General features: G+C 56.8%; 23 protein-coding genes. 14 read left to right on the top strand and 9 right to left on the bottom strand.

All coding sequences use genetic code 11. The annotated features are described in order from the left end of the window. Positions 1 to 14: 14 nt before the first annotated feature. The 5 genes from MJ923_RS13250 to MJ923_RS13230 form a co-directional block, all read right to left on the bottom strand. Positions 15 to 605, bottom strand: coding sequence for an FMN-dependent NADH-azoreductase (locus MJ923_RS13250; protein ID WP_240591506.1), 591 nt, complete (start codon positions 603 to 605; stop codon positions 15 to 17). Positions 606 to 766: 161 nt separating this feature from the next. After that, positions 767 to 1,213, bottom strand: coding sequence for a thioesterase domain-containing protein (locus MJ923_RS13245; RefSeq protein WP_240591505.1), 447 nt, complete (start codon positions 1,211 to 1,213; stop codon positions 767 to 769). Between the two features lie 2 nt (positions 1,214 to 1,215). Further along, the gene (gene dtd / locus MJ923_RS13240) at positions 1,216 to 1,653 is read right to left on the bottom strand and encodes a D-aminoacyl-tRNA deacylase (RefSeq protein WP_126168576.1); all 438 of its coding nucleotides are present in this window, start codon (positions 1,651 to 1,653) and stop codon (positions 1,216 to 1,218) included. A gap of 65 nt (positions 1,654 to 1,718) precedes the next feature. Next, positions 1,719 to 2,678 (bottom strand): alpha/beta fold hydrolase, encoded by a 960-nt coding sequence (locus MJ923_RS13235; RefSeq protein ID WP_240591504.1) that lies wholly within the window; start codon positions 2,676 to 2,678, stop codon positions 1,719 to 1,721. After that, on the bottom strand, positions 2,678 to 3,748 hold the full coding sequence (locus MJ923_RS13230; protein WP_240591503.1) for a virulence factor BrkB family protein: 1,071 nt from the start codon (positions 3,746 to 3,748) through the stop codon (positions 2,678 to 2,680). Before MJ923_RS13230 ends, MJ923_RS13235 begins: the two co-directional genes overlap by 1 nt. A gap of 91 nt (positions 3,749 to 3,839) precedes the next feature. Here MJ923_RS13230 and MJ923_RS13225 point away from each other — a divergent pair, with 91 nt between their 5' ends. The 4 genes from MJ923_RS13225 (at position 3,840) to MJ923_RS13210 (ending at position 7,883) form a co-directional block, all read left to right on the top strand. Further along, positions 3,840 to 4,061 (top strand): hypothetical protein, encoded by a 222-nt coding sequence (locus tag MJ923_RS13225; RefSeq protein ID WP_126168578.1) that lies wholly within the window; start codon positions 3,840 to 3,842, stop codon positions 4,059 to 4,061. A 17-nt stretch (positions 4,062 to 4,078) separates the two neighbouring features. Then, positions 4,079 to 4,729: a DUF2959 domain-containing protein gene (locus MJ923_RS13220; protein WP_126168579.1), complete on the top strand. Its 651-nt coding sequence runs from the start codon at positions 4,079 to 4,081 to the stop codon at positions 4,727 to 4,729. 83 nt (positions 4,730 to 4,812) lie between these two features. Further along, complete coding sequence (locus MJ923_RS13215; RefSeq protein ID WP_240591502.1) at positions 4,813 to 5,871, top strand: hypothetical protein; 1,059 nt, start codon at positions 4,813 to 4,815, stop codon at positions 5,869 to 5,871. Between the two features lie 329 nt (positions 5,872 to 6,200). Next, entirely contained in the window at positions 6,201 to 7,883 is a 1,683-nt protein-coding gene (locus MJ923_RS13210; RefSeq protein ID WP_240591501.1) for a flavin monoamine oxidase family protein, read from the top strand. A gap of 86 nt (positions 7,884 to 7,969) precedes the next feature. Here the strand turns inward: MJ923_RS13210 and MJ923_RS13205 are convergent, their stop codons facing one another. Next, complete coding sequence (locus MJ923_RS13205) at positions 7,970 to 8,869, bottom strand: hypothetical protein (protein ID WP_240591500.1); 900 nt, start codon at positions 8,867 to 8,869, stop codon at positions 7,970 to 7,972. A 327-nt stretch (positions 8,870 to 9,196) separates the two neighbouring features. Between MJ923_RS13205 and MJ923_RS13200 the strand changes: the two genes are divergently transcribed. The 6 genes from MJ923_RS13200 to MJ923_RS13175 all read left to right on the top strand — a co-directional run bounded on the left by MJ923_RS13200 (position 9,197) and on the right by MJ923_RS13175 (position 16,966). After that, positions 9,197 to 9,496, top strand: a complete 300-nt coding sequence (locus tag MJ923_RS13200) for a hypothetical protein (RefSeq protein ID WP_240591499.1) — start codon at positions 9,197 to 9,199, stop codon at positions 9,494 to 9,496. Next, positions 9,493 to 11,058: a PepSY-associated TM helix domain-containing protein gene (locus tag MJ923_RS13195; RefSeq protein ID WP_240591498.1), complete on the top strand. Its 1,566-nt coding sequence runs from the start codon at positions 9,493 to 9,495 to the stop codon at positions 11,056 to 11,058. The genes MJ923_RS13200 and MJ923_RS13195 overlap by 4 nt, the downstream gene beginning before the upstream one ends. Continuing rightward, positions 11,055 to 11,375, top strand: coding sequence for a DUF3325 family protein (locus MJ923_RS13190; protein WP_240591497.1), 321 nt, complete (start codon positions 11,055 to 11,057; stop codon positions 11,373 to 11,375). The genes MJ923_RS13195 and MJ923_RS13190 overlap by 4 nt, the downstream gene beginning before the upstream one ends. 166 nt (positions 11,376 to 11,541) lie before the next feature. Beyond that, positions 11,542 to 13,572 (top strand): M20/M25/M40 family metallo-hydrolase, encoded by a 2,031-nt coding sequence (locus MJ923_RS13185; protein WP_240591496.1) that lies wholly within the window; start codon positions 11,542 to 11,544, stop codon positions 13,570 to 13,572. A 233-nt stretch (positions 13,573 to 13,805) separates the two neighbouring features. Beyond that, complete coding sequence (locus tag MJ923_RS13180) at positions 13,806 to 15,881, top strand: TonB-dependent siderophore receptor (RefSeq protein WP_240591495.1); 2,076 nt, start codon at positions 13,806 to 13,808, stop codon at positions 15,879 to 15,881. Between the two features lie 5 nt (positions 15,882 to 15,886). Next, positions 15,887 to 16,966 (top strand): PepSY-associated TM helix domain-containing protein, encoded by a 1,080-nt coding sequence (locus MJ923_RS13175; protein WP_240591494.1) that lies wholly within the window; start codon positions 15,887 to 15,889, stop codon positions 16,964 to 16,966. A 97-nt stretch (positions 16,967 to 17,063) separates the two neighbouring features. Here the strand turns inward: MJ923_RS13175 and typA are convergent, their stop codons facing one another. Continuing rightward, positions 17,064 to 18,881 (bottom strand): translational GTPase TypA, encoded by a 1,818-nt coding sequence (gene typA, locus MJ923_RS13170; RefSeq protein ID WP_240591493.1) that lies wholly within the window; start codon positions 18,879 to 18,881, stop codon positions 17,064 to 17,066. 461 nt (positions 18,882 to 19,342) lie between these two features. Between typA and glnA the strand changes: the two genes are divergently transcribed. Then, positions 19,343 to 20,752: a glutamate--ammonia ligase gene (glnA, locus tag MJ923_RS13165; protein WP_240591492.1), complete on the top strand. Its 1,410-nt coding sequence runs from the start codon at positions 19,343 to 19,345 to the stop codon at positions 20,750 to 20,752. A 112-nt stretch (positions 20,753 to 20,864) separates the two neighbouring features. Here the strand turns inward: glnA and MJ923_RS13160 are convergent, their stop codons facing one another. Next, a complete protein-coding gene (locus MJ923_RS13160) occupies positions 20,865 to 22,004 on the bottom strand; it encodes an aminotransferase class V-fold PLP-dependent enzyme (protein WP_240591491.1) in 1,140 nt (379 codons plus the stop codon). Between the two features lie 3 nt (positions 22,005 to 22,007). Next, positions 22,008 to 23,186 (bottom strand): PrnB family protein, encoded by a 1,179-nt coding sequence (locus tag MJ923_RS13155; protein WP_240591490.1) that lies wholly within the window; start codon positions 23,184 to 23,186, stop codon positions 22,008 to 22,010. A gap of 164 nt (positions 23,187 to 23,350) precedes the next feature. Between MJ923_RS13155 and MJ923_RS13150 the strand changes: the two genes are divergently transcribed. The 3 genes from MJ923_RS13150 to MJ923_RS13140 all read left to right on the top strand — a co-directional run bounded on the left by MJ923_RS13150 (position 23,351) and on the right by MJ923_RS13140 (position 25,114). After that, positions 23,351 to 23,815 carry an Lrp/AsnC family transcriptional regulator gene (locus MJ923_RS13150; RefSeq protein ID WP_240591489.1) on the top strand — a complete coding sequence of 155 codons (465 nt, stop codon included), beginning with the start codon at positions 23,351 to 23,353 and terminating at the stop codon, positions 23,813 to 23,815. A gap of 87 nt (positions 23,816 to 23,902) precedes the next feature. Next, positions 23,903 to 24,454 (top strand): TFIIB-type zinc ribbon-containing protein, encoded by a 552-nt coding sequence (locus MJ923_RS13145; protein ID WP_126169566.1) that lies wholly within the window; start codon positions 23,903 to 23,905, stop codon positions 24,452 to 24,454. A 33-nt stretch (positions 24,455 to 24,487) separates the two neighbouring features. Then, complete coding sequence (locus MJ923_RS13140; RefSeq protein WP_240591488.1) at positions 24,488 to 25,114, top strand: Type 1 glutamine amidotransferase-like domain-containing protein; 627 nt, start codon at positions 24,488 to 24,490, stop codon at positions 25,112 to 25,114. Positions 25,115 to 25,118 lie beyond the last annotated feature (4 nt).

Raw genomic sequence — 25,118 nt, 5'->3', positions numbered from 1 at the left:
CCTCAACATAAAACTCAGCCAGCAATCGCCAGTTGGCTGCGCGCCTCGCTCAAACCTTTCTCGGCCGCTTCCGGGCCCATATTCAGTGCTTCGGCGTACACGGCTTCCACCTCAGTAATCCCGATAAAGCCCAGCACAGTTTTCAGATAAGGCACCACGTGGTCAGAAGATGCATCCTTGTGCATACCGCCGCGGGTCGCCACCACCAGGGCTTTTTTACCTGTGATAAGTCCAACCGGACCTTGCTCGGTGTAGCTGAAGGTAACACCGGCGCGGGCAACCAAATCAATCCAGTTTTTCAGCTGGGTAGGAATGCTGAAGTTATACATGGGCGCTGCAATCAGCAGTTGGTCATGGGATTTCAGCTCTTCAATCAATTGATTGGACAGGGCCAGAGCCTCTGACTGACGCGCACTCAATAAATCGCCACCGCGCAGTCCCATGGCTATTTCGCCATCGAGCATTGGCAGAGGCTCAGCGGCCAGATCCCGCACAGTGACTCGAACACCGACAGCGCGCTGCGACGCAACCCATTCATCCACCAGACGCCCCGATTGGGAAAAGTCACCGAGAATGCTGGATTTAAGAACCAATACCTTTGTCATAAAACCTCCGAAACCGGGAACAGCTCCCGCCAATTCATTTGATGACGGCAAGTTTATTGGCCCACAAAAGCGAAAAAAAGCGGATAAAATCAGAGAAAACGTTCTAAAAAATAGAAAAGCCAGTCACTGACTGGCTTGGATGGCATACAAGGTAGACAGGCTCAGTGCCCGGGCAGGCTGACATAAAGCCCGCTGAAGCTGGCGCACAGGGTATCGCCGCAGATAAGCTCGACTGTCAGCGATTGCTTCACCCGCTTACCACTGGCAAGCGCACTGAGATCCCCTCCCGGCCATCGCACCCGCGCAACTGGCGCCGAGGTCACCGGAGCATGGTAGCGAATATTGGCGTCGGCCAGCACTATGCTGCCCTCCACCCCGGCTTCACGCTGCTTAAGCCACATCAGGCCCCAACCGGTCAGTGTCATCAGGGTATAAATACTGCCGGCAAACATGGTCTGATGCAGGTTGATATTGGGCGCGAGCGGCGCTGAGACTTCAAACACATCGTCGGCAAAGCGGCGCGGACAAATCTGCATAAAGTCACTGACGGGAATGGTGCTGTGCCAGGTGTCTTTCAACTCCTGCAGAAGGGTTTGTTCGGGCGTCATGGTTAAACCTGCAAATGGAAGGTCACAGGACCATCGTTGAGCAGCTCCACCTTCATGTCGGCGGCAAAGCGGCCGGTTTGGGTAGGCACGCCCTGCTCACGGCAGTGGGCCACAAATTCCTCGTACAGACGCTCGGCCTGCTCCGGCGTGCCGGCGCCAGAGAAACTTGGGCGCAGACCTCTGCCGGTATCGGCAGCCAGGGTAAATTGCGACACCACCAGCAAAGCGCCTCCAACCTGGGAGACATTGAGATTCATCTTGCCGTTTTCGTCGGAAAAGACGCGGTAGTTCATCACCTTGTGCGCCAGCTTTTCAAGCTTGGCGCGGTCGTCCTGCTGCTCAACCCCCAGCAGCACCAGCAACCCCTGGTCGATGGCACCGGTGATTTCACCCTCCACAGTCACACTGGCGCGGCTCACCCGCTGTATCAAAGCAATCACAGATTAATCCTTAACGATGGAAAACCCGGCGATTGTGCCACAGGGGGACGACCTTTCCCAACGGCTTACTGATGCCAGACCGACAACATCCAGTTGCCTGCCTGCACCACCGCCTGATGCATGCGACTGTCGGCCAGTGAATGGTAGCCACCGTTCACCACCAGCAGTTCAAAGTCCTGCCCAAGGCGGGGCGCCAACGCGGGATAGTCGTTCAGGACCTGCAGTGGGCACACCCAGTCACACTCTCCCTGCAGAATGCGGGTGTCGGCGCGAATGTCAGCTACAGCGCCGGTGAGCAGCGCGTCGGCCTCGAAGTAGTAGGCCTTGGCATAGTGCAGTTCAATCATGGCCAGCACCCGCGAGCGCCAGTCCAGCGGCCCCAGCAATCGATTGCCGGGAAAGGCCAGCGTCAGCTCCCAATCCAGCCAGCGGCGAAACGCCCGCTCAGCCACGGCAGGCTGGCCATGGGAAAACCCTTTGTGGAAATACTCGAACAGCAGCGGCAACCAACCCTTGATGGGGATACCGGCACTGAAGGCATCATATTCCTCGGCAAACAGTTTTGCCGCCCCGTCAGGCCCATAGAGCCATGCCATGCCTGCAAGGGAGGGAATAAACAACCCCCAGTAGCTTTGCGCCACCACCCGCTGAGGATAGAGGCCGCTGTAGATAAGCCCCAGCGTGGCGCCGAAAGAGCCACCGGCAAGGCACCAGGCATCAATGCCCAAGGTTTCGCGCACCCGTTCAATATCGGCCAGAAGCAGGCTTAAGTTGTTGTTTTCCAGTGCGCCTCTTGGGCGGGACAGACCAGCGCCGCGCTGATCCAGCAGCAGAATGCGCCAGTGGCGGGCATCGAACAGCATGGCATCTTCAGGGCTGCAACCTGCGCCCGGACCGCCATGAAGATACAGCAGCGGCACCCCGTTGGGATTACCATATTCCGCCAGATACAGGCTGTGGCCGTTTGCCACTTCAATCCAGCGACTGCCAATCAGCGGCGGTGAGAACTTGTCGTTGAACGGCATCAGACGGCGTCCTGCGCCTTGCTTTTATCGACTGGGCTTTTGTCGACTGGGCTTTTGTCGACTGGGCTTTTGTCGACTTGAGTAAGCACATCCGTTACGTCAGCACCCGATGGGCTCTCAGTGTCGCCTGCCACATCCGTGCTCAGTTCTACGCCCTGGTTGCTTTTGCTGCCATTGCTTTCACTGCCGGCACTTTCGCTAATGTCGCCCTCGTTGTCGTTATCGTCATAGTCGAGATACTCAGGCAACGCCGAGGCAATCACGGCGCCAAACAGCACTATGGTCCAGGACAAATACACCCACACAAACAGGATAGGAATGGTCGCCAGCGCGCCATAAATGGCCTCGTAGCTGGGGAATTGGGTCACGTACAGGGCGAAGCCCTTTTTACCCGCTTCGAACAGCAGCGCAGCGACCAGGGCGCCAAGCAGCGCATGGAGAAACTTCACTTTTTGATTGGGCACGCCCATATACAGCAGCAAGAAGGCCGCCACCGAGAACATCAGTGGCAGCTTCTCCATCAGCATAGGCACCACGCCGTACACATCCGCCTCGCTGAGCACCTTGAGTGACACCACATAGGAGGTCACGGCAATACTCGCGCCCATCAGCACAGGACCGAGGGTGAGCACCATCCAATACATGGAAAAGGCCACCATAAAACGACGCTTCTCGCGAGTGCGCCAGATGGCATTGAGGGCTTTATCGATGGCGGAGATCAGCATGATGGCCACCACCACCAAAAAGCCGATACCCACGGCGGTGCCCTTGGAGGCATTTTTCACAAATTCGTTGATATAGGCCTGCACCGTGTCGCCGGCGGCGGGGATCATATTCTCGTAGACAAAGGTTTCTATGGTGCCGCGAATACCCTGGAACACAGGAAACGCCGACAGCACCGACATGGTCACAGCTACCATGGGCACCAGCGACAACAGGGTAACGTAAGCCAGATGCCCGGCACGGACATTTATCTGGTCTTCTTTGAGCCGGGAGACAAGGTGCAGCACAAAACGCCAAACTCCCAGAAAAAAGCCCTTTATCAGACTCACATCTATCTTATTTTTCACTGTTTTTCTCTTGCCGCGAGCGACCGTAACGGTTTATGTTCGTACAATAAAGCGTACAATACTTGCTTTACAAGTTTTAAGGAGCGAATCCATGTCACAACAGGGATCGGCAGGCAACGTACTTGCCGCAGGGGTGAATCTGTTCTTCCCGGGACTCGGGCAATTGCTGCAGGGGCGCATCATGGCGGCCTTGCTGTTCTTTGTGATCACCGTGGGTGGCTATGCCCTGTGGTGGCTTATCGTTCCTGCCATCATAGGCGCAATCGCGCACCTGTGGTCAATTATTGATGCCGCCAAGTTTAAGGCGGAGTAAATGACAAGGAAGGCAAAATGAAACAGTTTTTCTCTGTGGCACTGCTGGGTGCCGGTTTGATGCTTGGTGGCTGCCAGAGCGCCTATTACGGCGCCATGGAACAAGTGGGCTACCACAAGCGTGACATCATGGTCGACCGGGTAAAAGACGCCAAAGAATCCCAGGAAGAAGCCCAGCAGCAATTCAGCTCGGCACTGGAAGAAATGCAGGCGCTGCTCAATCACGATGGCGGCGATCTGGAGAAAGCCTACAACAAGGCCAAAGACGAGTATGAGTCCGCCCAAAGCGCAGCCGACGATGTGTCCAATCGCATCGACAAAGTCGAAGATGTGGCCGAGGCGCTGTTTGACGAATGGCAGACCGAAATCGGTGAAATCAGCAAGGCCAGTCTGCGCTCAAAAAGCCAGGCCAAGCTGAAAGAGACCCGCCGCAACTACGAATCGCTGATGCGCAGCATGCGCCGCGCCGAAAGCAAGATGCCGCCCATTCTCACCTCGATGAAAGACAATATGCTGTATTTGAAGCATAACCTGAACGCGCAAACCATAGGCGCCATCAAGGGTGAGTTTGCCAGCCTGCAAACCGATATATCAGGGCTTATCAAAGAGATGAACCGCTCTATCGCCGAGTCCAACAAGTTTATTGCCGCCATGGAATCCGCCCAGTAACGGCAGCCGCGCATCCCTTGGATGCGCCCGGCAAATCACAGTGACCAAAGCCCCTTTCGAGGGGCTTTTTGACAGGATGTCAGATGAAATTCAGCCACACTCTCGCCCTGCTGCTGGCAGGCAGCACGCTTTTACCCGGATTATCAGCCGCGGCAGCACTGCCCGATTTCAGCCTCACGCCCCTTAACTGCCCAGACGGCTTTGCAAACTGCAGAATCGAGCAAACCAGCGACGATGCCCAAACCCTCACCTTCAGTGTCCGCCAGGGCGACACCCGCCACAACTTTGTCTGGCAGCAGGGCCGCTTCACCAAGCTGCCACCCTTTGGCACCACAGGGGTCAATATCGTGATGGCATTGAGTCAGGATGGCAGCACCCTGGTTGGCCACAACGCGTCCCGCGGCTTTCGCTGGCACCAGGACAGCGGGCTTGAGCAAGTCACACCGCTTAAAAATAACTTCATCACCAACCTGATTGATGTGTCTGCCGATGGCAGCAGGGCCGTGGGATATGCCGGTTGGCAATCGAACCTGCACGCCTTCGTTCATGAATTTGGCAAACCGCCGCGGGACCTGACCGACAGCCCCAACAGCGATGATTACCGACTGGCCACCCGGATCTCCGGCAACGGTCAGGTGGTTGCAGGCTATACCGGCAAGCAGGTGTTTTTGTGGCGCGACCGGCTTGGTTTTAGTTACCTCAAACCGCCCGCCGATTGCCAGAAACAGCTGCTGAATCCGGAAGCCATTAGCCATGACGGTCAAACCCTGCTGCTGCGCTGCAGCCTCGACAGGGGCTATCTGTGGCAAAAGACCACAGGTTATCAGCCACTTGCACTACCTGAAGGCATAGTGGAAGCACTACCCAGTTTCATGTCGGCGGATGCCGGGGTGATAACCGGCACTGGCGGCACCAGCAAGGACCTGAGCGGCAACGAAAAAGAGCCAATTCTCTGGTTTGGTCCTGGGCAGCCGGTCAGGCTTTTTCAACCTGTTGCCAAAACGCTTGGCCGCAGCGACATCCAGCGGATATCCATTGCTGGCATCAGCGCCAGCGGCCATAGGTTAACCATCAACCTGACCCTGGCCGACGGCAGCAATCAGCCACTGCTGCTGACATTCAGCTCACTGACACCGCTTTAGCGAGCAGCTCGGCGCCTTAAGATCCATTTAAACGCCAAGGGGCAGGCTTTCGGGCCTGTCTTAATGCCTCAACCTGTCTGCACACAGCAGATTTGGCTGCCGACACGGACGATTCCACTCTTAAGCATCAGAAAAATCACGTCAATTTGCGACCATAGCCTACATTCATCTGTTTTAGATAAACAACGAAATTGTTTCTTTTTCGATACACCCTCAGTTGTTAGAGTGATGCTGACGCTTTGATTAAAAAGCGAGCAGTAACGCAGCGTCGACACTCCATGGCCAGGAAGTTGGAGCCGGAGGCCCACTACAACACAGGGAGCAACCCCATGCGAAGAATGTCGTACTCGAAAATCACTGATCTTATCCGCCGTCTTCACGACGTCACCGACACCGCCAAACGCACCGGCATACCGGTTAAAGAAGTGCTGGAGCAGGACAAAGCCTGGCGTCAGCAGGCCGCCGCCGACCACAAACTGGCCCGTGAACGGCGAACCTTCCTGAAAGGCCTGGGCGCTGGTTTAGGCGCCGGACTTGCCGCAGGAGCCATGGCCCCCACCGCCTTCGCCGCGCCGGCCAGTAACAATGGCGAAAAGACCGGCCAGAGCCAGGCGAAAATCGCCGTGATTGGTGCAGGCCCCGGCGGCATGCGGACCGCCCACCGACTCAAGCAGTTCGGTATGACCTGCACTCTCTATGAGGGCAGCGACCGCATTGGTGGCCGCATGTACTCAGACCGCAGTTACTTCAGCGACAACCGGGTAGTGGAGTGGGGCGGCGAGCTGATTTCCACCGAGCACACGGCGCTGCGCAATCTCGCCCACCAGCTGAACCTGGAACTGGTGGATGTGGGCAAAAATACCCTCGGCGAGGAAGAGGTGTACCTGATTGGCGACCAGCTCTACACCGAGCACGACCTGCTGGATGAATGGGTTGGCGGCCTGTACGAACTGATGAAACGGGAGCAGCAGCGCGCCCCCTGGCAGCCCTTCTACAACAACCATAATCAGGCCCATATCGAGCTGGATAACATAACCGCCCAGGATTGGCTGGAAGGCAATGGCTACAGCAGCGGCCACTGGGTGCACAAACTGCTGATGACCGACCTGATAGCCGAATACGGCCGCGTCGACGATAACTCGGCGCTGAACCTCATCTATCTGTTGGGCTGGAGCACCCGCAACTCCGGCGGCCTGCCGCTGGCGGGGACCGACGAGCGCTTCAAAATCAAGACAGGTAACGATTCGGTGATCCACGGCATGGCCGCCGAGCTTGATGATGGCCAAATCCGGATGGGCAAAAAGCTGGTTGCCATTCGCGGCGAGGCCATGGGGCCTTACAGCCTGCATTTTGAGGATGGCAGCAGCGATGACTGCGAGCGTCTGGTGCTGGCCATGCCCTATCATCTGATTAAAAACATCGACATAGACCCTAGAATTTGGGACAGCTTTGCCCCGGCCAAACAGCGCTCGCTGCTGGAAATGCAAGCGGCCGACAACGGCAAGCTGCAGCTGGAATTTGCCAGCAGAGCCTATGCCCAGACCCGGCAGATCCACGGCCGCGAAGTGTCCATGAGCGCCGTGTCCTATTCAGGGCCCGACAGCTTTATCAGCACCTGGGAAGGCGACACCACCTCCCCCAGCGACAAAGGCATTATCGTTAACTACACAGGTGGCTACTGGGGCGAGCACCTTTCCGGGCGCCTATATCACGGCCCAGCCCACAACAGCGATGTCAACCGGCTGCTGGCCGAATATGACAAGATCTGGCCCGGTATCTCGGCCCAGTACACAGGCAAGGCGCTGGTGTCCAACTGGTGGCAAAACCCCTGGTCCAGAGGCGCTTTTGTCAGCCCGGTGGTGGGCACCATGACCGGCTTCTGGGGTGCCCAATTCAGCCGCGAGGGCAATATCCTGTTCGCCGGTGAGGCCTGTGACGTGGATTACTGGTCCTATATGAATGGTGCTATCTCCTCCGGCGAGCGCATCGCCAGGGAACTGGCGCAGGAATAAGCGCCGGGAGACGAAGTTTGGCCAGCAAAAAGCCGCCTCAAAGGCGGCTTTTCATTGGCTTAGGGTTTGGGCATTTACTGCGGCCATCACTGCACCTGATGAGCAATCACCTCATCCTGCAGTTTCAGCACCGCCTGTTCGTCGGCAGTTTGGGGCAACAGCGGATTGCTCAAGTTGATAAGAGTACGCTCTGAAAGCTGTGCCTGTCTGAGCGCTTCCCGGTGAGGTGCAAAACCATAAAACAGCTTATCGAAGCTGCCATCGGCCATGGCGGCCCTGAGACCAAACTCGAGCCGCTCGGCAAGCTGCTGATTGTCTTTGGCGACAAAGAAGTACATCACCGCCGGATAACGCAGCAGCAAGTGCCGTTCATTCGCCAGGTCAAGGTAGCCACCGCTTTCGGTTTCGGCGTACAGCTCGGTCACGGCACGTGGATACAGATATCCCGCGTGGCGGCGGGTAAACTCGTACATGTCGCCTTCGGATACCTCGGTGGACACCTCAAGCCGGTTCAGGCGAAGAATTTGGGTGTCGGGCCAATCCAGCCCCTGAATAAAACTGAATGCCGCCAACTCTGCCTGGCTTTTCACGCCAGCAAGGGTATCGAGATCTCTGGGGTTGCTCGCCAACAGTCGAAGCCCGTACACGCCCTTCATCAGCGGCACCCTCACCGGCAATGCCTCGGTTTCGCGCCGATAATTGGTCATGGTCCAGAAGACGTTGATGATGCCATTATCCAGCTCGCGAAAATGGCGCCGCTGGGAAATATCTATATCGATGGGAGTCAGTTGATAGGGGCCGTATTTGTCGGCCGACTTTTCCAGCGCCAGCTGCAACAACTGGCCAAAATAGGCGTTGTTGGGGTTGTGCTTCATTTGGCTGGCATCCACATAGCGCACCTGCGTGACTTCACCAGCCTGCCCAGAAAAACTCAGCAGCAATGTGCAAGCACAGGTGATAATAAGCGCCAGACCTGGCCAATTCATCAAGATCCCCTTTTCATTGCAACACTGGCTCCGGCCGCCAACAAGCGCACCACCAGACCTGTTGCCCAAAATATGCCAGCCCAGTAATCGGTGGCAACTGCAGCTTTGCGGCCAACAACATACGCCACTTCGAACGCCGTCACCAATAAGTATTACCTAAAGCATATCCACTAATCGCCAGCTTGAGAAACTTAACGGTGTAAATACCGCCAATGGTGCGGTCGGTCAAAGACCTCATCTTTACAATGTAAATCACAATTGAGAATGTTTATCATTTAGTCGTCTTGAATTAGGATCCCCGCCCTGTCACCTGCGCCGGGAAACACCATGCCATTCTTATCCAGCGAAAGTCGTAAACTGCTGAGCCGCAGCCTGCTTGCCATTGTCGGCGGTTATGCGCTGGCCGCCGCCTTTGCCGCCGCCGCGCCGCTCATACTGCCGCGGCTTATGGATATCCAACGCGGCGATGCGGCCGTGCTTGGTATGTTGCTGTCGTTTCTCATTTTTGGCCTGTGGATCCTCTACAGTTACGCCGCCCGCTGCACCCTGCGCGCCAGCGTGAACTGGCTTATTTGGAGCACGCCCTTGCTGCTCTCCCTGCTGCTACTTGAGGCGCCAGCCCCATGAAAGAGACCTTTTTCCGCTCCATGAGCTGGCTGCACACCTGGGCTGGGCTGCTGGTGTGCTGGTTACTGCTGTTGGTGTTCTTTGCCGGAACCTTAAGCTTTTTCCGCCACGAGATAAGCCTGTACAGCAAGCCTGAACTGCATCAAAACGTGCTCAGCAGCGAGCTGCAGCAATCATTGGCGCACAGTCTGCAACAGGGGCAGGCCTTTTTGCAGGCTCGCGCCCCCAAGGCGCCGGACTGGTATATTGAGCTGCCAACCGAGCGGCGACCTTACCTTGTGTTCAGTTGGAGCGAAGCGCGTAAGCCCGGTGAACAGGGCAGACCCAGGATCCACAGCCAGGTGATGGACAAGGACGGCAATCCAGCCCCCGAGAGTCGCGACACCCTGGGGGGTAATTTCTTCTACCGGCTGCACTTTGACTTACACTACCTGCCTGTGCCCCTTGCTCGCTATCTGGTGGGCATCTGCACCATGTTTATGCTGATTGCCCTTATCAGCGGCATCATCATTCACAAACGGATTTTCAAAGACTTTTTCAGCTTTCGCCCCGGTAAGGGCAGCCGCTCCTGGCTCGATGCCCATAACCTGAGTTCAGTGATGGCACTGCCCTTTCATCTGGTGATCACCTACACGGGACTGATTACCCTGATGCTGATGTACATGCCCTGGGCCGCCTACAGTGTGTGGGACGGCGATGCGCGCGCCATGCGTCAGGAACTGTCGCCACGGGCCGAACCCATCAGGGCCAGCGGCCTGGCGCTGGAGCCAATACCCATCAGTCAGTTGCTGCCACAAGTCCAGGCTATATGGGGCGATGAGCTGGCGCTGAAAGAAGTGCGCCTGCAACATCCCGGCGATGCCAATGGCCGGATAAGCTTCACCCGCGACTCTGGCCGCGAAGTCACCGACGAGCGAGACCAGCTGGTTTTCAGCGCCAGCGGCGAGCTGCTGAGCCAACCCAAAGCTCAAAGCACAGTCGGCACTGTCCACGACACCTTGATGGCGCTGCACACCGCCCGCTTCGCCGGCCCCTTGTTGCGCGTGGTGGGCTTTGTGATGGGACTGCTGGGCTGCGTGATGATCGCATCTGGCTGCCTGATGTGGGCGCAGAGGCTCAGAGAAAAACGCAAACAGGGATTTGGACTTACCTTGGTTGAAGGGCTGAATCTGACTGCCATTGTCGGCCTGCCGCTGGGCACACTGCTGTTTTTCTATGCCAACCGTATCCTGCCCACCGACCTGCCTGGGCGAGCCCAGTGGGAAGTACATGCCTTCTTCATCGGGCTTGGGATCTGCGCTTTGGTGGCGCTGTTTCGCCGCGATGCTGCGGCCTGGCGCAGCCTGCTGGCAATCACAGGTTTGCTGGCGCTACTGATGCCGCTGCTAAACAGCCTCACGGCGCCGCTCGGCTTGCTTGGCAATATGGCTGCCGGGCAGTGGCCTTTGGTGGTGGCCGATCTGCTGTTCTTATTCACGGCGCTTGCATGCTTACAGGCGGTGCGCAAGCTGCCAAAGGGCATTCCGGCCAGCGCCAAAGCACTGAGGGAGCAAACCGCATGAACACGCTCGCCCTGTTTGGTCTGCTGCTGGCAGCATTTTGTCTGCTGGCGCTGTCGCAGTTCAGCCACTTTCGTGCCGCCTTCAACCGCCCCCCAAGCGAGCGTCAGGGCCGATGTCTGCAATGTTGCGGCCTGGGGCTGATTATCCTGGCGGTGGTGATTGCCACAGTCATTGGAGGCAGCTACGGCGCTATCGAACTCTTTACCCTACTGACTCCCGCGGCCTTGCTGGTTCTGCTGCTGGTGAAACAGCGGCCCGGTCTGTTGCCGGGGGCAGCCCTGATGGCCGCGCCCGCGCTTTGCTTGCTGTGGCTGTAAACCGCACAGCAACCTGACCACAGGTATGAGTCGGCGCAGGCTAATTTAACCGCTTTTGCCGATGTCGCACGCCTTAGCCCCACGGCAGAATGGAGAGCGCACAGACCGCCTGCGGCACCAACATGGATTGTCGGTCTCGAATAATAACAAGTAAGGATACCGACCCATGAAGCTTCAAAAGAGCCTGCTCACCCTCGCGCTACTCTCACCCCTGTCGGCCATGGCCGGCGACCTGTGGATCATGACTGACAAAGATGCCCAGGCTACCCTCAGCGGCCTGATGCAAAAACACAATCTGCAAACCGGCACCAAGCAAAGCGGCGGTAAGCTTATCACCCGCCTCAACGAAGATAAGCTACTGGAATTAAGTGCCCTGATGCACAAAGAGCACAATCGCTGCGGCGGTTTCAGCGTGCATGCCACCGAGGCCGATGCTCTGGCGGCCAGTCTGGTGCCTGTGAGCCAGGCCGCGTTCAGTTTCCCCGGCGAGCCCAATCAGGCGGCGCGGGTTGCCGACATTCTGCCAAGGCTGATGGCAAGCAATATCAAGGATACAGTCACCAGCCTGGAGGCATTCACCAACCGCTATTACACCACCAGCCACGGTGAAAACGCCGCTCACTGGGTGAAAGACAACTGGGCTGCACTGGCCGCGGGCCAGAGCTGGGCCAATGCTGCTGTGTATGACCATGCCGACTGGCGTCAGGACTCGGTCGTCCTCACCCTCACCGGCAGCGAAGCCCCGGATGAGATTGTCGTTCTTGGCGGCCACCTGGACTCCATCAATGGCTACACCACAGAAACCACCCGTGCTCCCGGCGCCGACGACAATGCCTCGGGCATGGCCACCATCACCGAGGTGATCCGCGCCTTTATGAGCCAGGGTCAGCCCAAGCGCACCATCAAGTTTATCGGCTATGCCGCCGAAGAGGTGGGTCTGCGTGGCAGCGCCGAAATTGCTGCCGAGGCCCGCAGTCAGGGGCAAAATGTGGTAGCGGTTATGCAGCTGGATATGACCGGCTTTAACGGCAGCAACGAAGACATAGTGCTGATGCAGGACTACACAGATTCGGGCCTGAATCAGTTTCTTATCAAGCTGATGGATACCTACCATACCGAGATAAGCTACGGCGTGGATGTGTGTGGCTATGGCTGCTCGGATCATGCCTCCTGGCACAATCAGGGCTACCCGGCTGCCATGCCATTTGAGTCACGCTTCAACGACTACAACCCCCATATCCACACCGCCCAGGACACCCTGGACAAGCTCGACCCCACCATGGAACATGCACTCAACTTTGCCAAGCTGGCCTCGAGCTATCTGGTAGAGCTGGGCTTTAACACAGGTGGCACAGGCCCCGAAACCGGCGAGCTTGAGAATGGCGTGGCCCTCACCGGGCTCAGCGCCGCCAAGGATGCCCAGAGCTATTTCACCCTGGCGGTACCGGCCAATGCCGAGAACCTGCGCTTTGTCACCAGCGCCAACAATGGCGATGCCGACATGTATGTGAAGTTCGGCGCGCCGCCGTCGACCTCAGATTTTGACTGCCGCTCCTGGAACAACGGCAGTAATGAAAGCTGTGACCTGGCTCAGGCCACCGAAGGCACCTGGCATGTGATGCTCAAAGCATACAGCGCTTACTCGGATTTAAGCCTCACCGGCAGCTTTGATGTGTCGACCCCAACCCCCAATCAGCCACCGGTGTCGAACTTCAGCGCCAGCTTCAATGGAGCCACCGGGCAGTTTGTGTCCAGCGCCAGCGACAGTGACGGCCAGTTGGTGAGCTGGCAGTGGAACTTCGGCGATGGCAGCACCGGCAACGGCGCAAACACCAGCCACAGCTACGCCCAATCGGGCAATTACACTGTCACCCTGACCGTGACCGATGATGACGGTGCCAACGCCAGCAGCAGTCAAAGCTTCGATGTGACAGTGCCAGAGCCACCCCAGGGCGATATTGAGTTGCAGGTCGCCAAGGCCTCCAAGTCCCGTCTTGGCAGCGTTTATGTGTCGCTGCGCTGGGATACCGGCACCCCCGGCTTTAAGGTGCTGCGTGATGGCGTCGAAGTGGGTTCAACCAGTCGCACCAGCTTCACCGACAGATTCAAGGTTGGCAAAAACGATCCGGTCAACGTGAGCTATCAGGTCTGTGATAGCACAGGTAGCTGCTCCAATCTGGTGCCGGTCAAGCTGTAATCTCTAGCCCAAGGCGGGTTCTTCCTGCCTTAGGCACACACACCTATCTGAGCCAAAGCCCCGCACTGCGGGGCTTTTTCATGGCATTCAGCAGCCTTTTGCAGTGAACTGTTACCGCAGGAAAAGCGATCAATCCCACAGGATAGAGTGATCACTTTAAATAATTAATGATAACGATTTGCATTTGATTTATCATCCGTGCGTATTGTAACCACGTGAGGAACTGCTAAATCATGTCCAGCACCCGCATTTTTAAACTGGCCGGGCTGACTGTGGCACTGATGTCCGCCATGGCCGCCCATGGCAAGGAAGAGAGCGACATCGGTATCGAACGGATTATCGTGACCACCAAGGCAACGGCGCCATCCACTACCAAGGGCGATTTCAGCCTGATTAAAGCGCCGCAGAATATCCAGATCCTGTCGAAGAATTTCCTCGATGATGTGGGCGCCATCCACCTGGAAGACTCACTCAAACATATCGCCGGCATCCAGCCCGGCGGCTATTTCCAGGGTTACGACTACTTCCGCATTCGCGGCTTTGATGCCTCTCAAAACATCTACCTCGACGGCCTGCGCCTGAACGACAACGGCCTGGGCGCCAACGTGGAACAATCCAACCTCGAAACCCTCGAGGTGATGAAGGGCCCCTCCTCCACCCTCTATGGCGCAGGCGCCATTTCCGGCATGGTCAATCTGGTGAGCAAACGGCCGGGCAAAACCGACCAGAGCAGCCTGACCCTGCACGGCGGCAGCGACGACTACAACGAAGTGAATGCCGATTTTAACCGGGTGCTGAACGATGAGGGTGATATCTACGGCCGCCTTGGCCTGACCTACCGCAATGCCGCCAATTCGGTGGACTATGTGGATGGCCAGGAGCGCCTGTATATAGCGCCGTCCCTCAGTTTTGAATTATCGGACGACGCCAAACTGACTCTGCTTGGCAGTTACACCAAGGACAACAACGAACCCAGCATGCCGCTGCCTGCCATGGGCACAGTGCTGGAATCGCCCCTTGGCCAGCTCGATAAGAACTTGTTTTACGGCAATATCAACGACCCGGGTAATCTGGAAGATGAAACCTTCCGCCTGGGTTATGAGCTGTCCTGGGCGCTTGGCAACAACCTGGAACTGCGGCAGAACATGCGCTATCAGGATGCCTCCAGCAACTGGAATAACCTTTACTATCCCAGCAGCTACAATGCCGACAAAGGCGAGCTGTCGCTGTATAAATTCAGCTACCGCACCCAGTGGAAAACCTGGGCCATAGACACAGGCATCAACGGTACGGTGCAACTTGGCAACAGCGAGCATGTGTTTACCGCCGGGGTCGATGTGTTTATCTCTGACCTCTACACCAGTAGCGCCCTTGGCAGCCAGTACCCCACAATCAACCTGTATCAGCCTGATTACAGCGTGTTTCCAGACAGCGAAACCAACGATTTTGGCCCCGAGTCCAAGGTCGAGAACCGTATTTTCGGCTTCTATGCCCAGGACCAAATCAACTGGGGTGACCACTGGAGTCTTACCCTCGGTGGCCGTATCGACAGATATAAGCAAGCCTACGTGGATGAATACGCAAGTAATTTCAGCCCTCGCGCTGGCCTGAGCTATGCCTTTAACGACAACTGGGTGCTGTATGGCAGCTACTCTGAAGCCTTTACGCCACAATCCTTTGTCGATGCCAATGGGCAGGTGCTGGACCCAGAGCAAGGCAAACAGTGGGAGATTGGCCTCAAGAGCCGTGGCTTCGATGGCGACCTCAGCGCAACCCTATCGCTGTTTGACCTCACCAAAAAGAACATCGCCCTGGCCAATGTGGATGCCGGTGGCAACTTTACCTACTCGGCATCGGGAGAAATCCAAAGCCAGGGCGCCGAGCTGGATTTGCAGTGGCTGCTCACCGACAACCTGCAGCTTATCGGCCATGCCGCTTACACCCATGCGGTGGATGCCGAGCACGACAAGTGGGTTGCCAACGTGCCCAGATACTCCTATGGCGGCTGGCTTAAGTACAATCTGGATGACTATCTGCCGGGCCTCAGTGCTGGTGCCGGGGTAAACCACTATGCCAGGCAGCAGGGCAATGTGCAGGCGGTTCTGAATGAGAGCAGCGAAGGCGACTTCTACCTGCCCGCCTACACCCTGGTTGACCTGAACCTGACCTACAGCTGGGATCTGTACGATGTGCGTCTTATCGTCAGCAATCTCACCGATGAAGACTATTACTCAGGCTCCGACAGCCTGCTCAGGGTCATGCCCGGCAGCGGCCGCGAGGTCAAACTCAGCTTCTCGGCCAACTGGTAATCAGGATGCGCAAACATCTGTGGAAATGGCACGGGCTGGCGGGGCTTATCGTCGCCCTGCCACTGTTTGTGATAGCTCTGAGCGGCAGCCTGCTGGTGTTCAAAGCCGAGCTTGACCGGTGGCTGATGCCCGAGGTGGTCAATGCAGGCAGCGATGAGCGCCTAAGTATGACTGTGCTGCTGCCGCGCGCAGCCAGTGCGCTGCCTGAGCATGAGATCCTCGGCTGGCAGTTTGGCGCACAAGGCGAGGCCGACATGCTGTATGTGGCGCAGCAAGGCAGTTACGACTGGCAAAAGCTGTGGCTGGATCCGGCAACCGGCGAGCTGCTCACAGTGCCCAGATCGCTTACCTGGGCACTGACAGACTGGCTGCTGGAGCTGCACTATCTGCTGCTGATGGACCATGCAGGTTTGCTGCTGGCGGCCATCACGGCGCTGCTGATGCTGTTTTTGGGGATATCAGGGATAGTGCTGCACCGCCAGTTCTGGCGCACCTTCTTTACCCTGCGCTTAGGGAAAGGCCTGCGACTGCTGCTGAGCGATGGCCACAAGATGCTCGGCATCACAGGTGCACCTGTGTTTCTGGTGCTGGGCTTTACCGGCGCCTGGTGGAACCTGGAGCACTTTTACGAAGAAGTGATTGAAGGCCACGATGACAGCGCCTTTGTCATTACTCAGCGCTATTACAATCCCGCCATCGACGTGGAAACCCTGATAACCGAGGCGCAGCGTGAACTGCCCGGCTTTGAGCCTAGCTATATGCGGCTACCTGATGCAAGTTACCCGGGCGTGCACCTGTTTGGTCATCGCGCCGATGATGGCATGCTGCGCAGCCGCTTTGGGTCTATTGTCAGCTTTGATGACAACACTGGCCAGCACACAGTCACCCTCGATGTGGCCGAGGCGCCGTGGCTGTATCAGTTCACCGACAGCTTCAAGCCTCTGCACTATGGCGACTTTGCCGGCCTTACGAGCCGCATCATCTGGTGCATTGTCGGCTTTTTGCCCTGCCTGATGGCGCTCTCCGGCTTTTGGATGTGGCGCGAGCGCAGTCGCAAAGGCGCTCGCCGCAAAAGCCGCGCGTAACGTCAATCACAGCGGAGTCACCCGCACCGCCAGCAAATGTGCATAAACAAAAAACCCCGGCAAGCCGGGGTTTTTTAATCACGCGATGCGGTCAGAATTAATCACCCTGACGGCTGGCGCGCTTACGATCGTTCTCGGTCAGGTGCTTCTTACGCACGCGGATGCTCAGCGGCGTCACTTCTACCAGTTCGTCGTCATCGATAAACTCAAGCGCCTGTTCCAGAGTCATCTGGATGTGCGGAGTCAGTACCTGAGCTTCGTCAGTACCAGAGGCACGCATGTTGGTCAGCTGCTTGCCCTTCAGGCAGTTTACGGTCAGGTCGTTTGAACGGCTGTGGATACCGATCACCTGGCCTTCGTAAACTTCAGCGGCGTGGCCAATCATCAGACGACCACGGTCCTGCAGACCGAACAGGGCGAAGGTCAGCGCCTTACCTGTGGCGTTGGAGATCAGTACACCGTTGTTACGCTGACCGATGTCACCACCCTTGAATGGACCGTAGTGGTCGAAAGTGTGGTACAAAAGACCGGTACCAGAGGTCGCAGTCATAAACTCGGTCTGGAAGCCAATCAGGCCGCGGCTTGGGATAACGAAGTCGATACGCACACGACCCTTGCCGTCCAGCTGCATGTCTTTCATGTCAGCCTTACGGGTACCCAGCTTCTCGATCACAGTGCCCTGATGATCTTCTTCCACGTCCACGGTCAGGGTTTCGAACGGCTCGCACTTCTCACCGTCGATTTCCTTGATGATTACTTCTGGACGGGATACCGCCAGCTCGTAACCTTCACGGCGCATGTTTTCAATCAGGATAGACAGGTGCAGTTCACCACGGCCAGACACGCGGAAGCGGTCAGGGCTGTCGGTTTCTTCAACACGCAGGGCAACGTTGTGAACCAGTTCCTGTTGCAGACGCTCAAGGATGTTACGTGAAGTCACGTACTTACCTTCTTTACCGGCAAACGGAGAGGTGTTTACCTGGAAGGTCATGGTCAGAGTTGGCTCGTCTACGCTCAGTGGTGGCAGGGCTTCGGCACTGCCCACGGCGCAGATGGTGTCAGAGATTTTCAGCTCGCCAAGACCCGTGATAGCAACGATGTCACCGGCGTTGGCGCTGGCCACTTCGTGACGGTCCAGACCCATGTAACCCAGTACCTGGCCGATTTTGCCGTTACGGGTTTTACCATCGGCACCAACAACGGTTACCTGCTGGTTGGTCTTGACGCTGCCGCGCTTGATACGGCCTACACCGATAACGCCCACGTAGCTGTTGTAGTCCAGCTGAGAGATCTGCATCTGGAAGGCGCCTTCGGCGTCTGCATCCGGAGGAGATACTTTCTCAACGATGGTCTGGAACAGTGGGGTCATGTCTTCGCTTGGCTCATCGGGATCCAGAGTGGCAAAGCCATTCAGGGCCGAGGCGTAAACGATTGGGAAGTCCAGCTGTTCGTCGGTGGCACCCAGGTTGTCGAACAGGTCAAATACCTGGTCGATTACCCAATCAGGACGGGCACCCGGACGGTCGATTTTGTTGATAACCACGATGGGCTTGAGGCCCTGGGCAAACGCCTTTTTGGTCACGAAGCGGGTCTGTGGCATTGGGCCGTCAACGGCGTCAACCAGCAGCAATACAGAGTCCACCATAGACAAAACACGCTCTACTTCACCACCGAAGTCGGCGTGGCCAGGGGTGTCTACGATGTTGATACGGTAATCGTTCCACTTGATGGCAGTGTTTTTCGCCAGAATGGTGATGCCACGTTCTTTTTCCAGATCGTTGGAGTCCATCACGCGCTCTGTGGCTTCGCCGCGGCTTTCAAGGGTGCCTGACTGGGAGAGCAGCTTGTCAACCAGGGTGGTTTTACCATGGTCAACGTGAGCAATAATGGCGATGTTACGCAAATTTTCTAACACGGTTAGCCTCTTACCATCTTGTTTCAGTGTGCATTGCCCCGATGTTGTTACGCCTCGGGACGGCCGGACTATCGCCGGCAGGGCGCGGGAATATGACGTATTACTGAACTATTCCCCGGCCCCTTGCGTTAAAAAGCGTGCCATTCTACTCTAGCAGCGTCCTCACGGACAGGATTATTTTTTGGCCGTTTGGGAGATCCCGACCTTGCCCGGCTGCACCAAATTACTGCACAGCATCAGTGCAAGCACCACAATAGTGCATAGGCTGCACCACAATAGTGCAACCGTGAAAATCCTGCGCCCTAAAAATCCAACCACTCTCTATTTAATCAATGACTTAAAATGTTGGCACAGTACTGGCTTTATCTGTGCCACGTTTCGGCGCAGCCGCAAAAGCCGCTACACCGACAAACAAATTATTGATTAAGGGACAACCCTTTACCCTACCCGGAGACTCGAACATGTCAGTTGAAAATGTGTTGAAGCAGTTGAAAGACCTGGAAGTGAAATTCGTGGATCTGCGCTTTACCGATACCAAGGGTAAAGAACAGCACGTATCTATCCCTACTCATCAGGTAGATGCCGACTTCTTTGAAGACGGTAAAATGTTCGACGGCTCATCCATCGCCGGCTGGAAAGGCATCAACGAATCAGACATGGTGCTGATGCCAGACCCAACTACTTTCGTGCTGGATCCTTTCACCGAAGAAACCACCGCGCTGATCCGCTGTGACATCCTCGAGCCTGCCACCATGAGCGGCTACAACCGTGACCCACGCTCTATCGCCAAGAAGGCTGAAGAGTACCTGCGTGCTACCGGCATCGCCGACACAGTACTCGTAGGTCCAGAGCCAGAATTCTTCCTGTTCGACGACGTACGTTTCGGCACCGACATGAGCGGTACCTTCGTGAAGATCGACGCCAAAGAAGCCGCCTGGAACTCAGGCACCAGCTACGAAGAAGGCAACACAGGTCACCGTCCATTCGTGAAAGGCGGTTACTTCCCGGTTGCCCCGGTTGACTCTTCTCAGGACCTGCGCTCTGCCATGTGTCTGGTACTGGAAGAAATGGGTCAGGTAGTTGAAGCTCACCACCACGAAGTGGCCACTGCCGGTCAGAACGAAATTGCTACCCGTTTCAACACCCTGACTGCCAAGGCTGACGAAATCCAGGTACTGAAGTACGTGGTTCACAACATGGCTCACGCCTACGGTAAGACTGCGACCTTTATGCCTAAGCCAATCGTTGGCGACAACGGCTCTGGTATGCACGTTCACCAGTCTCTGGCCAAAGATGGCGTAAACCTGTTTGCCGGCGACAAGTACGGCGGTCTGTCTGAAACTGCCCTGTACTACATCGGCGGTATCATCAAGCACGCCCGTGCCCTGAACGCCTTCACCAACCCAAGCACCAACTCTTACAAGCGTCTGGTACCACACTTCGAAGCCCCGGTAATGCTGGCTTACTCTGCCCGTAACCGCTCTGCTTCTATCCGTATCCCAGTAGTACCAAGCCCTAAAGGTCGTCGTATCGAGACTCGCTTCCCAGACCCAATGGCCAACCCATACCTGGCTTTCGCGGCTCTGCTGATGGCTGGTCTGGACGGTATCCAGAACAAGATCCACCCTGGCGATGCCATGGACAAGGACCTGTACGATCTGCCAGCTGAAGAAGCGGCCGAAATCCCACAGGTTGCCGAGTCTCTGGACGTAGCTCTGGCTGCCCTGGATGCTGACCGTGAGTTCCTGACCAAGGGCGGTGTATTCTGCAACGACTTCATCGATTCCTACATCGGCCTGAAAAAGGCTGAGGCTGAGCGCGTAAACCGCACCACTCACCCAGTAGAATTCGAACTGTATTACAGCCTGTAATACCCTACAGAACGCCGGGTAACCGGCGCATAAAAAAAGCGCCCCGGACTCAGGTTCGGGGCGCTTATTTTTGGGCCTTTATTCGAGCATCAAGGGCTCAGGGTTGAAGGCGTCAGCAGACTGCCTTCACACACGTAATAAAGCGCGCAATATCTTCCACGTCGTTATACAGGTGCGGTGACACCCTGAGTCCGTAGCGGCGTTTATCGACGCTGATATTGGTCTGGGTGAGCGCGGCCATCACCGCCTCATTGTGCTCTCCGAAGTTCAAAATTGCAGTGCCGCTGCGGCTATGGGCCGCGATACCACTCCCCGGCGAACGCACGGCCGAACCGATTGCACCAGCTTGGTGCAACTCATCGTAAAGCTTTGATACCAAAGCCTGATTATGTTGCCGTAGCAGTCCTTTTTCCAACTTGGCAAACCAGTTGATGCTGTGGCCTGCCAGCACAAAGGGCGCTACAGATGGGGTACCGCCCCAAAAGCGCAGCGCCGAGGGATGATATTTGAAGTGATGAATATCAAACTCAAACGGGTTTTCATGGGAAAACCAGCCCACATCCACAGGTTCGCACTCATCAATCCGTTCGGGGTGAACCCACAGATAAGCCGCACCCGGACCACCGCAGAGCCACTTCACCGACGAGCCAATCAGAAAGTCAGGCGCAAGTTCGCCCAGTGACAGAGGCACAACCCCCGCCGACTGGGCCACGTCTACCAGCGACAGCACTCCAAGCTCACGGCAGCGGCCGACTATCTCAGCCACAGGCGCCAGCGCCCCCAGATTGGAAAAGGCATGGCTGATAAACACCAGATCCAGCCCGGCATCGATATGCTGCTGCCACAGATTGGCATCGGTGATGTCTGCTCCCTGGGGGATAAAACTGAGCCTTGCCTGAGGCAGTGCCTGCTGCACCGCAAAGCCCATGGAAGGGAAGTCCTCCTCACACATGAGCACCCGGGCACCGGCCCGATTGAGCCGTGGATGCGACATCAGCAGCTTGGTCAGCGCCGATGACAGGTTGGTCTGCGGGCAGAAATCCTCTTTGTCGGCATCGAACAAACTGGCCAGCGCGGCGCGAAAACCCTCGATGCCACCCAGCCAATCACCCCAGGGCTCGCGGCCACTGTCACACCAGGGTTGCCAGAAATCCTGCTCAAACCCGGCTCGGGCAGCCTTTAGTGGCCGACCCACCGAGTGATTCAGCAGATAGCTGCCGCCCGGCAAATAAAACTGTGATTTGTAGTCCATGGTTCAGTCCAAACTGGCCTTGAGGCGGGCAATTTCCTGCCAGGCGGTGCGAATATCACTGCGCTTGGTGGCGGCACGGCGGTCGCGCAACTTTTCCAGCGCCCCAATCAGCACATGCAGTGGCGGGCCACTGGCGGTGACCTTGGACATATGCTGCTGATCCATGTTGACCGAGGGCTCGGCAATGTATTTTTTCACCAGTTGATCATGGTGCTGAATCGCGGTTTGGCCGTGAAGTTCACACACTTCGAGGAACAGCCGCAGGTTTTCCTGATACCAGCTTTCCTTGTGGCTGCCGGTGGCACGCAGAAAGTATTCCATCAGACTGGTGCGGCGCATGCAGTCGCGCAGAATCGCCTGATCTTCCGGCATCATGTACAGGAACTTATCCACCAGCATCTGCGAGTAAGAAGGTTCGTTGGCGTGGCACAGCCCCAGCAGCATATCGATAACGTTGATACCGGCAAAATCGCCGGCATTGGCGCCGCGATACACCTGACTGCCCACCCGGTACGGCTTGTAGTAGGGCCGTACGCAGTAAAAGAAACGGTCGGTATCCAGTTCATGGAACAGGGTGGTGTTGGAGTCCATCACATCCTGCAGCGCCTGACGGGCCACCTTGAGCAGGTCTGCGGTAATGGGATGGGACACTCCCAACGGCAGGATTTTCAGCAGCGCGTCGGCGGCGCGCTTGTAGGCCAGAATACCCTTGGTGTTGTAGTCGACAAACAGGCGCTCGTCGTGCAAATCGGTAAAACGCTTGTACTGGCCGCCGCGAGCCATATTGTGGGTGGTGAGGTGAGCCGTGGCAAAGCGTGGCGTGACCCCAATGGAAGCGCCGATATGCATTGCCAGCGCCGATGCTTCCACCAGTGGCGAATGGGTTTCCCGCGAAGGCTCGGTAATTTCATGGCGCCGACAGGCCGCCATATACAGGCCCACGTTGCCGAGCAAATCGAAGGCCGCATCAAAACCTTCGTCGGTGTTGCCCTCTTCCAGCAAGGCACTGATATGCCTGCGACCTTCGTTTTCCAACTGCTGCTTGAGGTCTTCGCCAATCCCCTGCACATTGGCGCGATCGGTTTGCAGCCAATAGAGGGATTCAAGCTCGTTGTTGATTTCAACAAAACGGGTACGCAGCCATTCGTCGAAGGCCTCCACGTTCAGCGTCATGTGTTTCATTGTTGTCGTTCTCCAGACACTTACCGCGTTGCAAGGTACAGACGCAGTTGTAAACAGCCTAGCACAGGGGGCGGAGGTTTTTTCACCAAAAGCCTGCGGACAAACCGCCACCATTGAGTGATACTCGATAACAACAAATCCAAAATTGTCGAAATCCACCAATAATGACCCAACTCGATAAGAAAGACACCGCCATCCTTGCCGCCCTGCAGCAAAATGGCCGTCAGAGTGTGACCGAACTTGCCGCCTCTGTAGGCCTGTCGGATACCCCTTGTCTCAGGCGCATCCGTCGCCTGGAGCAGGAAGGCTACATTCAGGGCTATGGCGCCTTGCTGGATCACCGCAAGGCCGGATTTGAAGTGATTGTCTATGCCTCACTGAGGTTGTCGGAGAACTCCGACAAGGCCGCCGAGCGCTTTGAAACCGCAGTGGCTCTGCTGCCGGAAGTGATGGAGTGTTCAGTGATCACCGGCAGCCATGATTATCTGCTGAAAATCGTCGCCCGGGATCTGCTCGCCTACGAGCGTTTTGTGAAGAAGTCCCTTGGCAGCCTGCCCGGGGTGGCGGGCATAGAGTCGACCCTGGTACTCAAACAAACCTTCAGCCGCAATGCCCTGCCGCTGGAGTGACACTTGAGCTGAACTTTAAAATCCCCTAGGCTGAGATCTCCCCGGCGCCCTTTTGTTTTGCCGGGGTTTTATCACAAAGGATTGATGATGCACTGCAGCGCCTGTAAACGCGGAAGCCTGGTTCCCACCCGGCTCGATGACCTCTTCAACGCCCACCGTTGCAATCACTGCGGCGGTCACTGGGTTCTTATCGACGATTTTGTCGCCTGGAAAGCCCAGCACCCCGATACCGATTTTGCCCCGGTAACAGCCATCGAAGAAAGTGAAGACAGCCCGATGGCGCTGTTTTGCCCCATGAGCCACACCCTGATGCGCAAGCTGAAAATCAGCACAGACACAGACCACAGGCTCGACTACAGCGCTGCTGTGGGCGGTGTTTGGCTCGACAAAGGCGAATGGCCGCTGCTCAAATCCATGGGGCTCGCCAGTTGTCTCAATCTGCTGGTAACTCAGGAGTGGCAAAACCGCCTGCGCCAAAGCCAGACCCAACATAATTTTGCCGAGCACTACCGCAACAAGTTTGGCGACGATACCTACGCCGAACTCAAACGCATTCGCGCCTGGCTCAGTGCTCAACCCAATAAAGCCGAATTGAAACAGTATCTGTTGACGGACGACCCCTACAGCGCCAGCCGCTGAGGTCTGCCCTGAAGTTGCAAAAAGGAGTTGCTGATGTCGCTGTTTTTGATGAGTGATACCCAGGCACCTGGGGTGCAGGACAAGCTGAAACAATGGCTTGCCGGCATTGGGCCCAACCCCAGCGTAGGTTACCTCGCCTCAAGCGCCGACCCTACCCGCGAGTACTTTGCCCCGGTGGTGGAGCTCTATGATCAGCTTGGAGCTGAAATCATCGCCTTTGCCGAACCGATTCACGGCCCCGACTGCGAACTCTACGATCCGCTGTTCGAGTGCGACATCATTCATCTGTGCGACGGCAACACTTTTGAGTACCTGCACCATCTTGGTGCAAGCGGTCTAATCTCCCGTCTACAGGCCTTTGTGGTGGCCGGTGGTCATCTCGTTGGTGTCAGTGCCGGCGCCATTCTGATGACACCGGATATAGCCACGGCAGCCTATTGCGGCGACGAAGCCGTGGTGCCGTTCCAAACCACCCGCGGCCTTAATCTGGTGCCGTTTCATTTGCTGGTGCACGTGACCGACAAGGAAGCCATGGCTCAGCGGCTGGAGGTCGACGGCCTGCCGGGCAGCCTGTATCTGATGGACGATAACGACGTTATCGAAGTGGGCGGCGGCGAAATAAAAGAAAGCGGCAGTCCCCGCCTGCTGCTGCCGATGTAAACGG

Origin of the sequence: Shewanella zhuhaiensis (assembly GCF_022484835.1) — a bacterium.
In the GTDB taxonomy this organism is placed as follows: Bacteria; Pseudomonadota; Gammaproteobacteria; order Enterobacterales; family Shewanellaceae; genus Shewanella; species Shewanella khirikhana.
Note: the sequence above shows the minus strand (reverse complement) of the source record. Positions and strands in the feature narration are given on the sequence as shown.

Bases quoted from the DNA above. Each gene is read 5' to 3' on its own strand.
- MJ923_RS13145 (WP_126169566.1), top strand. From the start codon at position 23,903: ATGCACTGCAGCGCCTGTAAACGCGGAAGCCTGGTTCCCACCCGGCTC.
- MJ923_RS13180 (WP_240591495.1), top strand. From the start codon at position 13,806: ATGTCCAGCACCCGCATTTTTAAACTGGCCGGGCTGACTGTGGCACTG.
- MJ923_RS13205 (WP_240591500.1), bottom strand. From the start codon at position 8,869: ATGAATTGGCCAGGTCTGGCGCTTATTATCACCTGTGCTTGCACATTG.
- glnA (WP_240591492.1), top strand. From the start codon at position 19,343: ATGTCAGTTGAAAATGTGTTGAAGCAGTTGAAAGACCTGGAAGTGAAA.
- MJ923_RS13185 (WP_240591496.1), top strand. From the start codon at position 11,542: ATGAAGCTTCAAAAGAGCCTGCTCACCCTCGCGCTACTCTCACCCCTG.
- MJ923_RS13215 (WP_240591502.1), top strand. From the start codon at position 4,813: ATGAAATTCAGCCACACTCTCGCCCTGCTGCTGGCAGGCAGCACGCTT.
- MJ923_RS13225 (WP_126168578.1), top strand. From the start codon at position 3,840: ATGTCACAACAGGGATCGGCAGGCAACGTACTTGCCGCAGGGGTGAAT.
- MJ923_RS13150 (WP_240591489.1), top strand. From the start codon at position 23,351: ATGACCCAACTCGATAAGAAAGACACCGCCATCCTTGCCGCCCTGCAG.
- MJ923_RS13155 (WP_240591490.1), bottom strand. From the start codon at position 23,186: ATGAAACACATGACGCTGAACGTGGAGGCCTTCGACGAATGGCTGCGT.
- MJ923_RS13235 (WP_240591504.1), bottom strand. From the start codon at position 2,678: ATGCCGTTCAACGACAAGTTCTCACCGCCGCTGATTGGCAGTCGCTGG.
- MJ923_RS13190 (WP_240591497.1), top strand. From the start codon at position 11,055: ATGAACACGCTCGCCCTGTTTGGTCTGCTGCTGGCAGCATTTTGTCTG.
- MJ923_RS13195 (WP_240591498.1), top strand. From the start codon at position 9,493: ATGAAAGAGACCTTTTTCCGCTCCATGAGCTGGCTGCACACCTGGGCT.
- MJ923_RS13245 (WP_240591505.1), bottom strand. From the start codon at position 1,213: ATGACGCCCGAACAAACCCTTCTGCAGGAGTTGAAAGACACCTGGCAC.
- MJ923_RS13200 (WP_240591499.1), top strand. From the start codon at position 9,197: ATGCCATTCTTATCCAGCGAAAGTCGTAAACTGCTGAGCCGCAGCCTG.
- MJ923_RS13140 (WP_240591488.1), top strand. From the start codon at position 24,488: ATGTCGCTGTTTTTGATGAGTGATACCCAGGCACCTGGGGTGCAGGAC.
- MJ923_RS13250 (WP_240591506.1), bottom strand. From the start codon at position 605: ATGACAAAGGTATTGGTTCTTAAATCCAGCATTCTCGGTGACTTTTCC.
- MJ923_RS13210 (WP_240591501.1), top strand. From the start codon at position 6,201: ATGCGAAGAATGTCGTACTCGAAAATCACTGATCTTATCCGCCGTCTT.
- MJ923_RS13220 (WP_126168579.1), top strand. From the start codon at position 4,079: ATGAAACAGTTTTTCTCTGTGGCACTGCTGGGTGCCGGTTTGATGCTT.
- MJ923_RS13175 (WP_240591494.1), top strand. From the start codon at position 15,887: ATGCGCAAACATCTGTGGAAATGGCACGGGCTGGCGGGGCTTATCGTC.
- MJ923_RS13160 (WP_240591491.1), bottom strand. From the start codon at position 22,004: ATGGACTACAAATCACAGTTTTATTTGCCGGGCGGCAGCTATCTGCTG.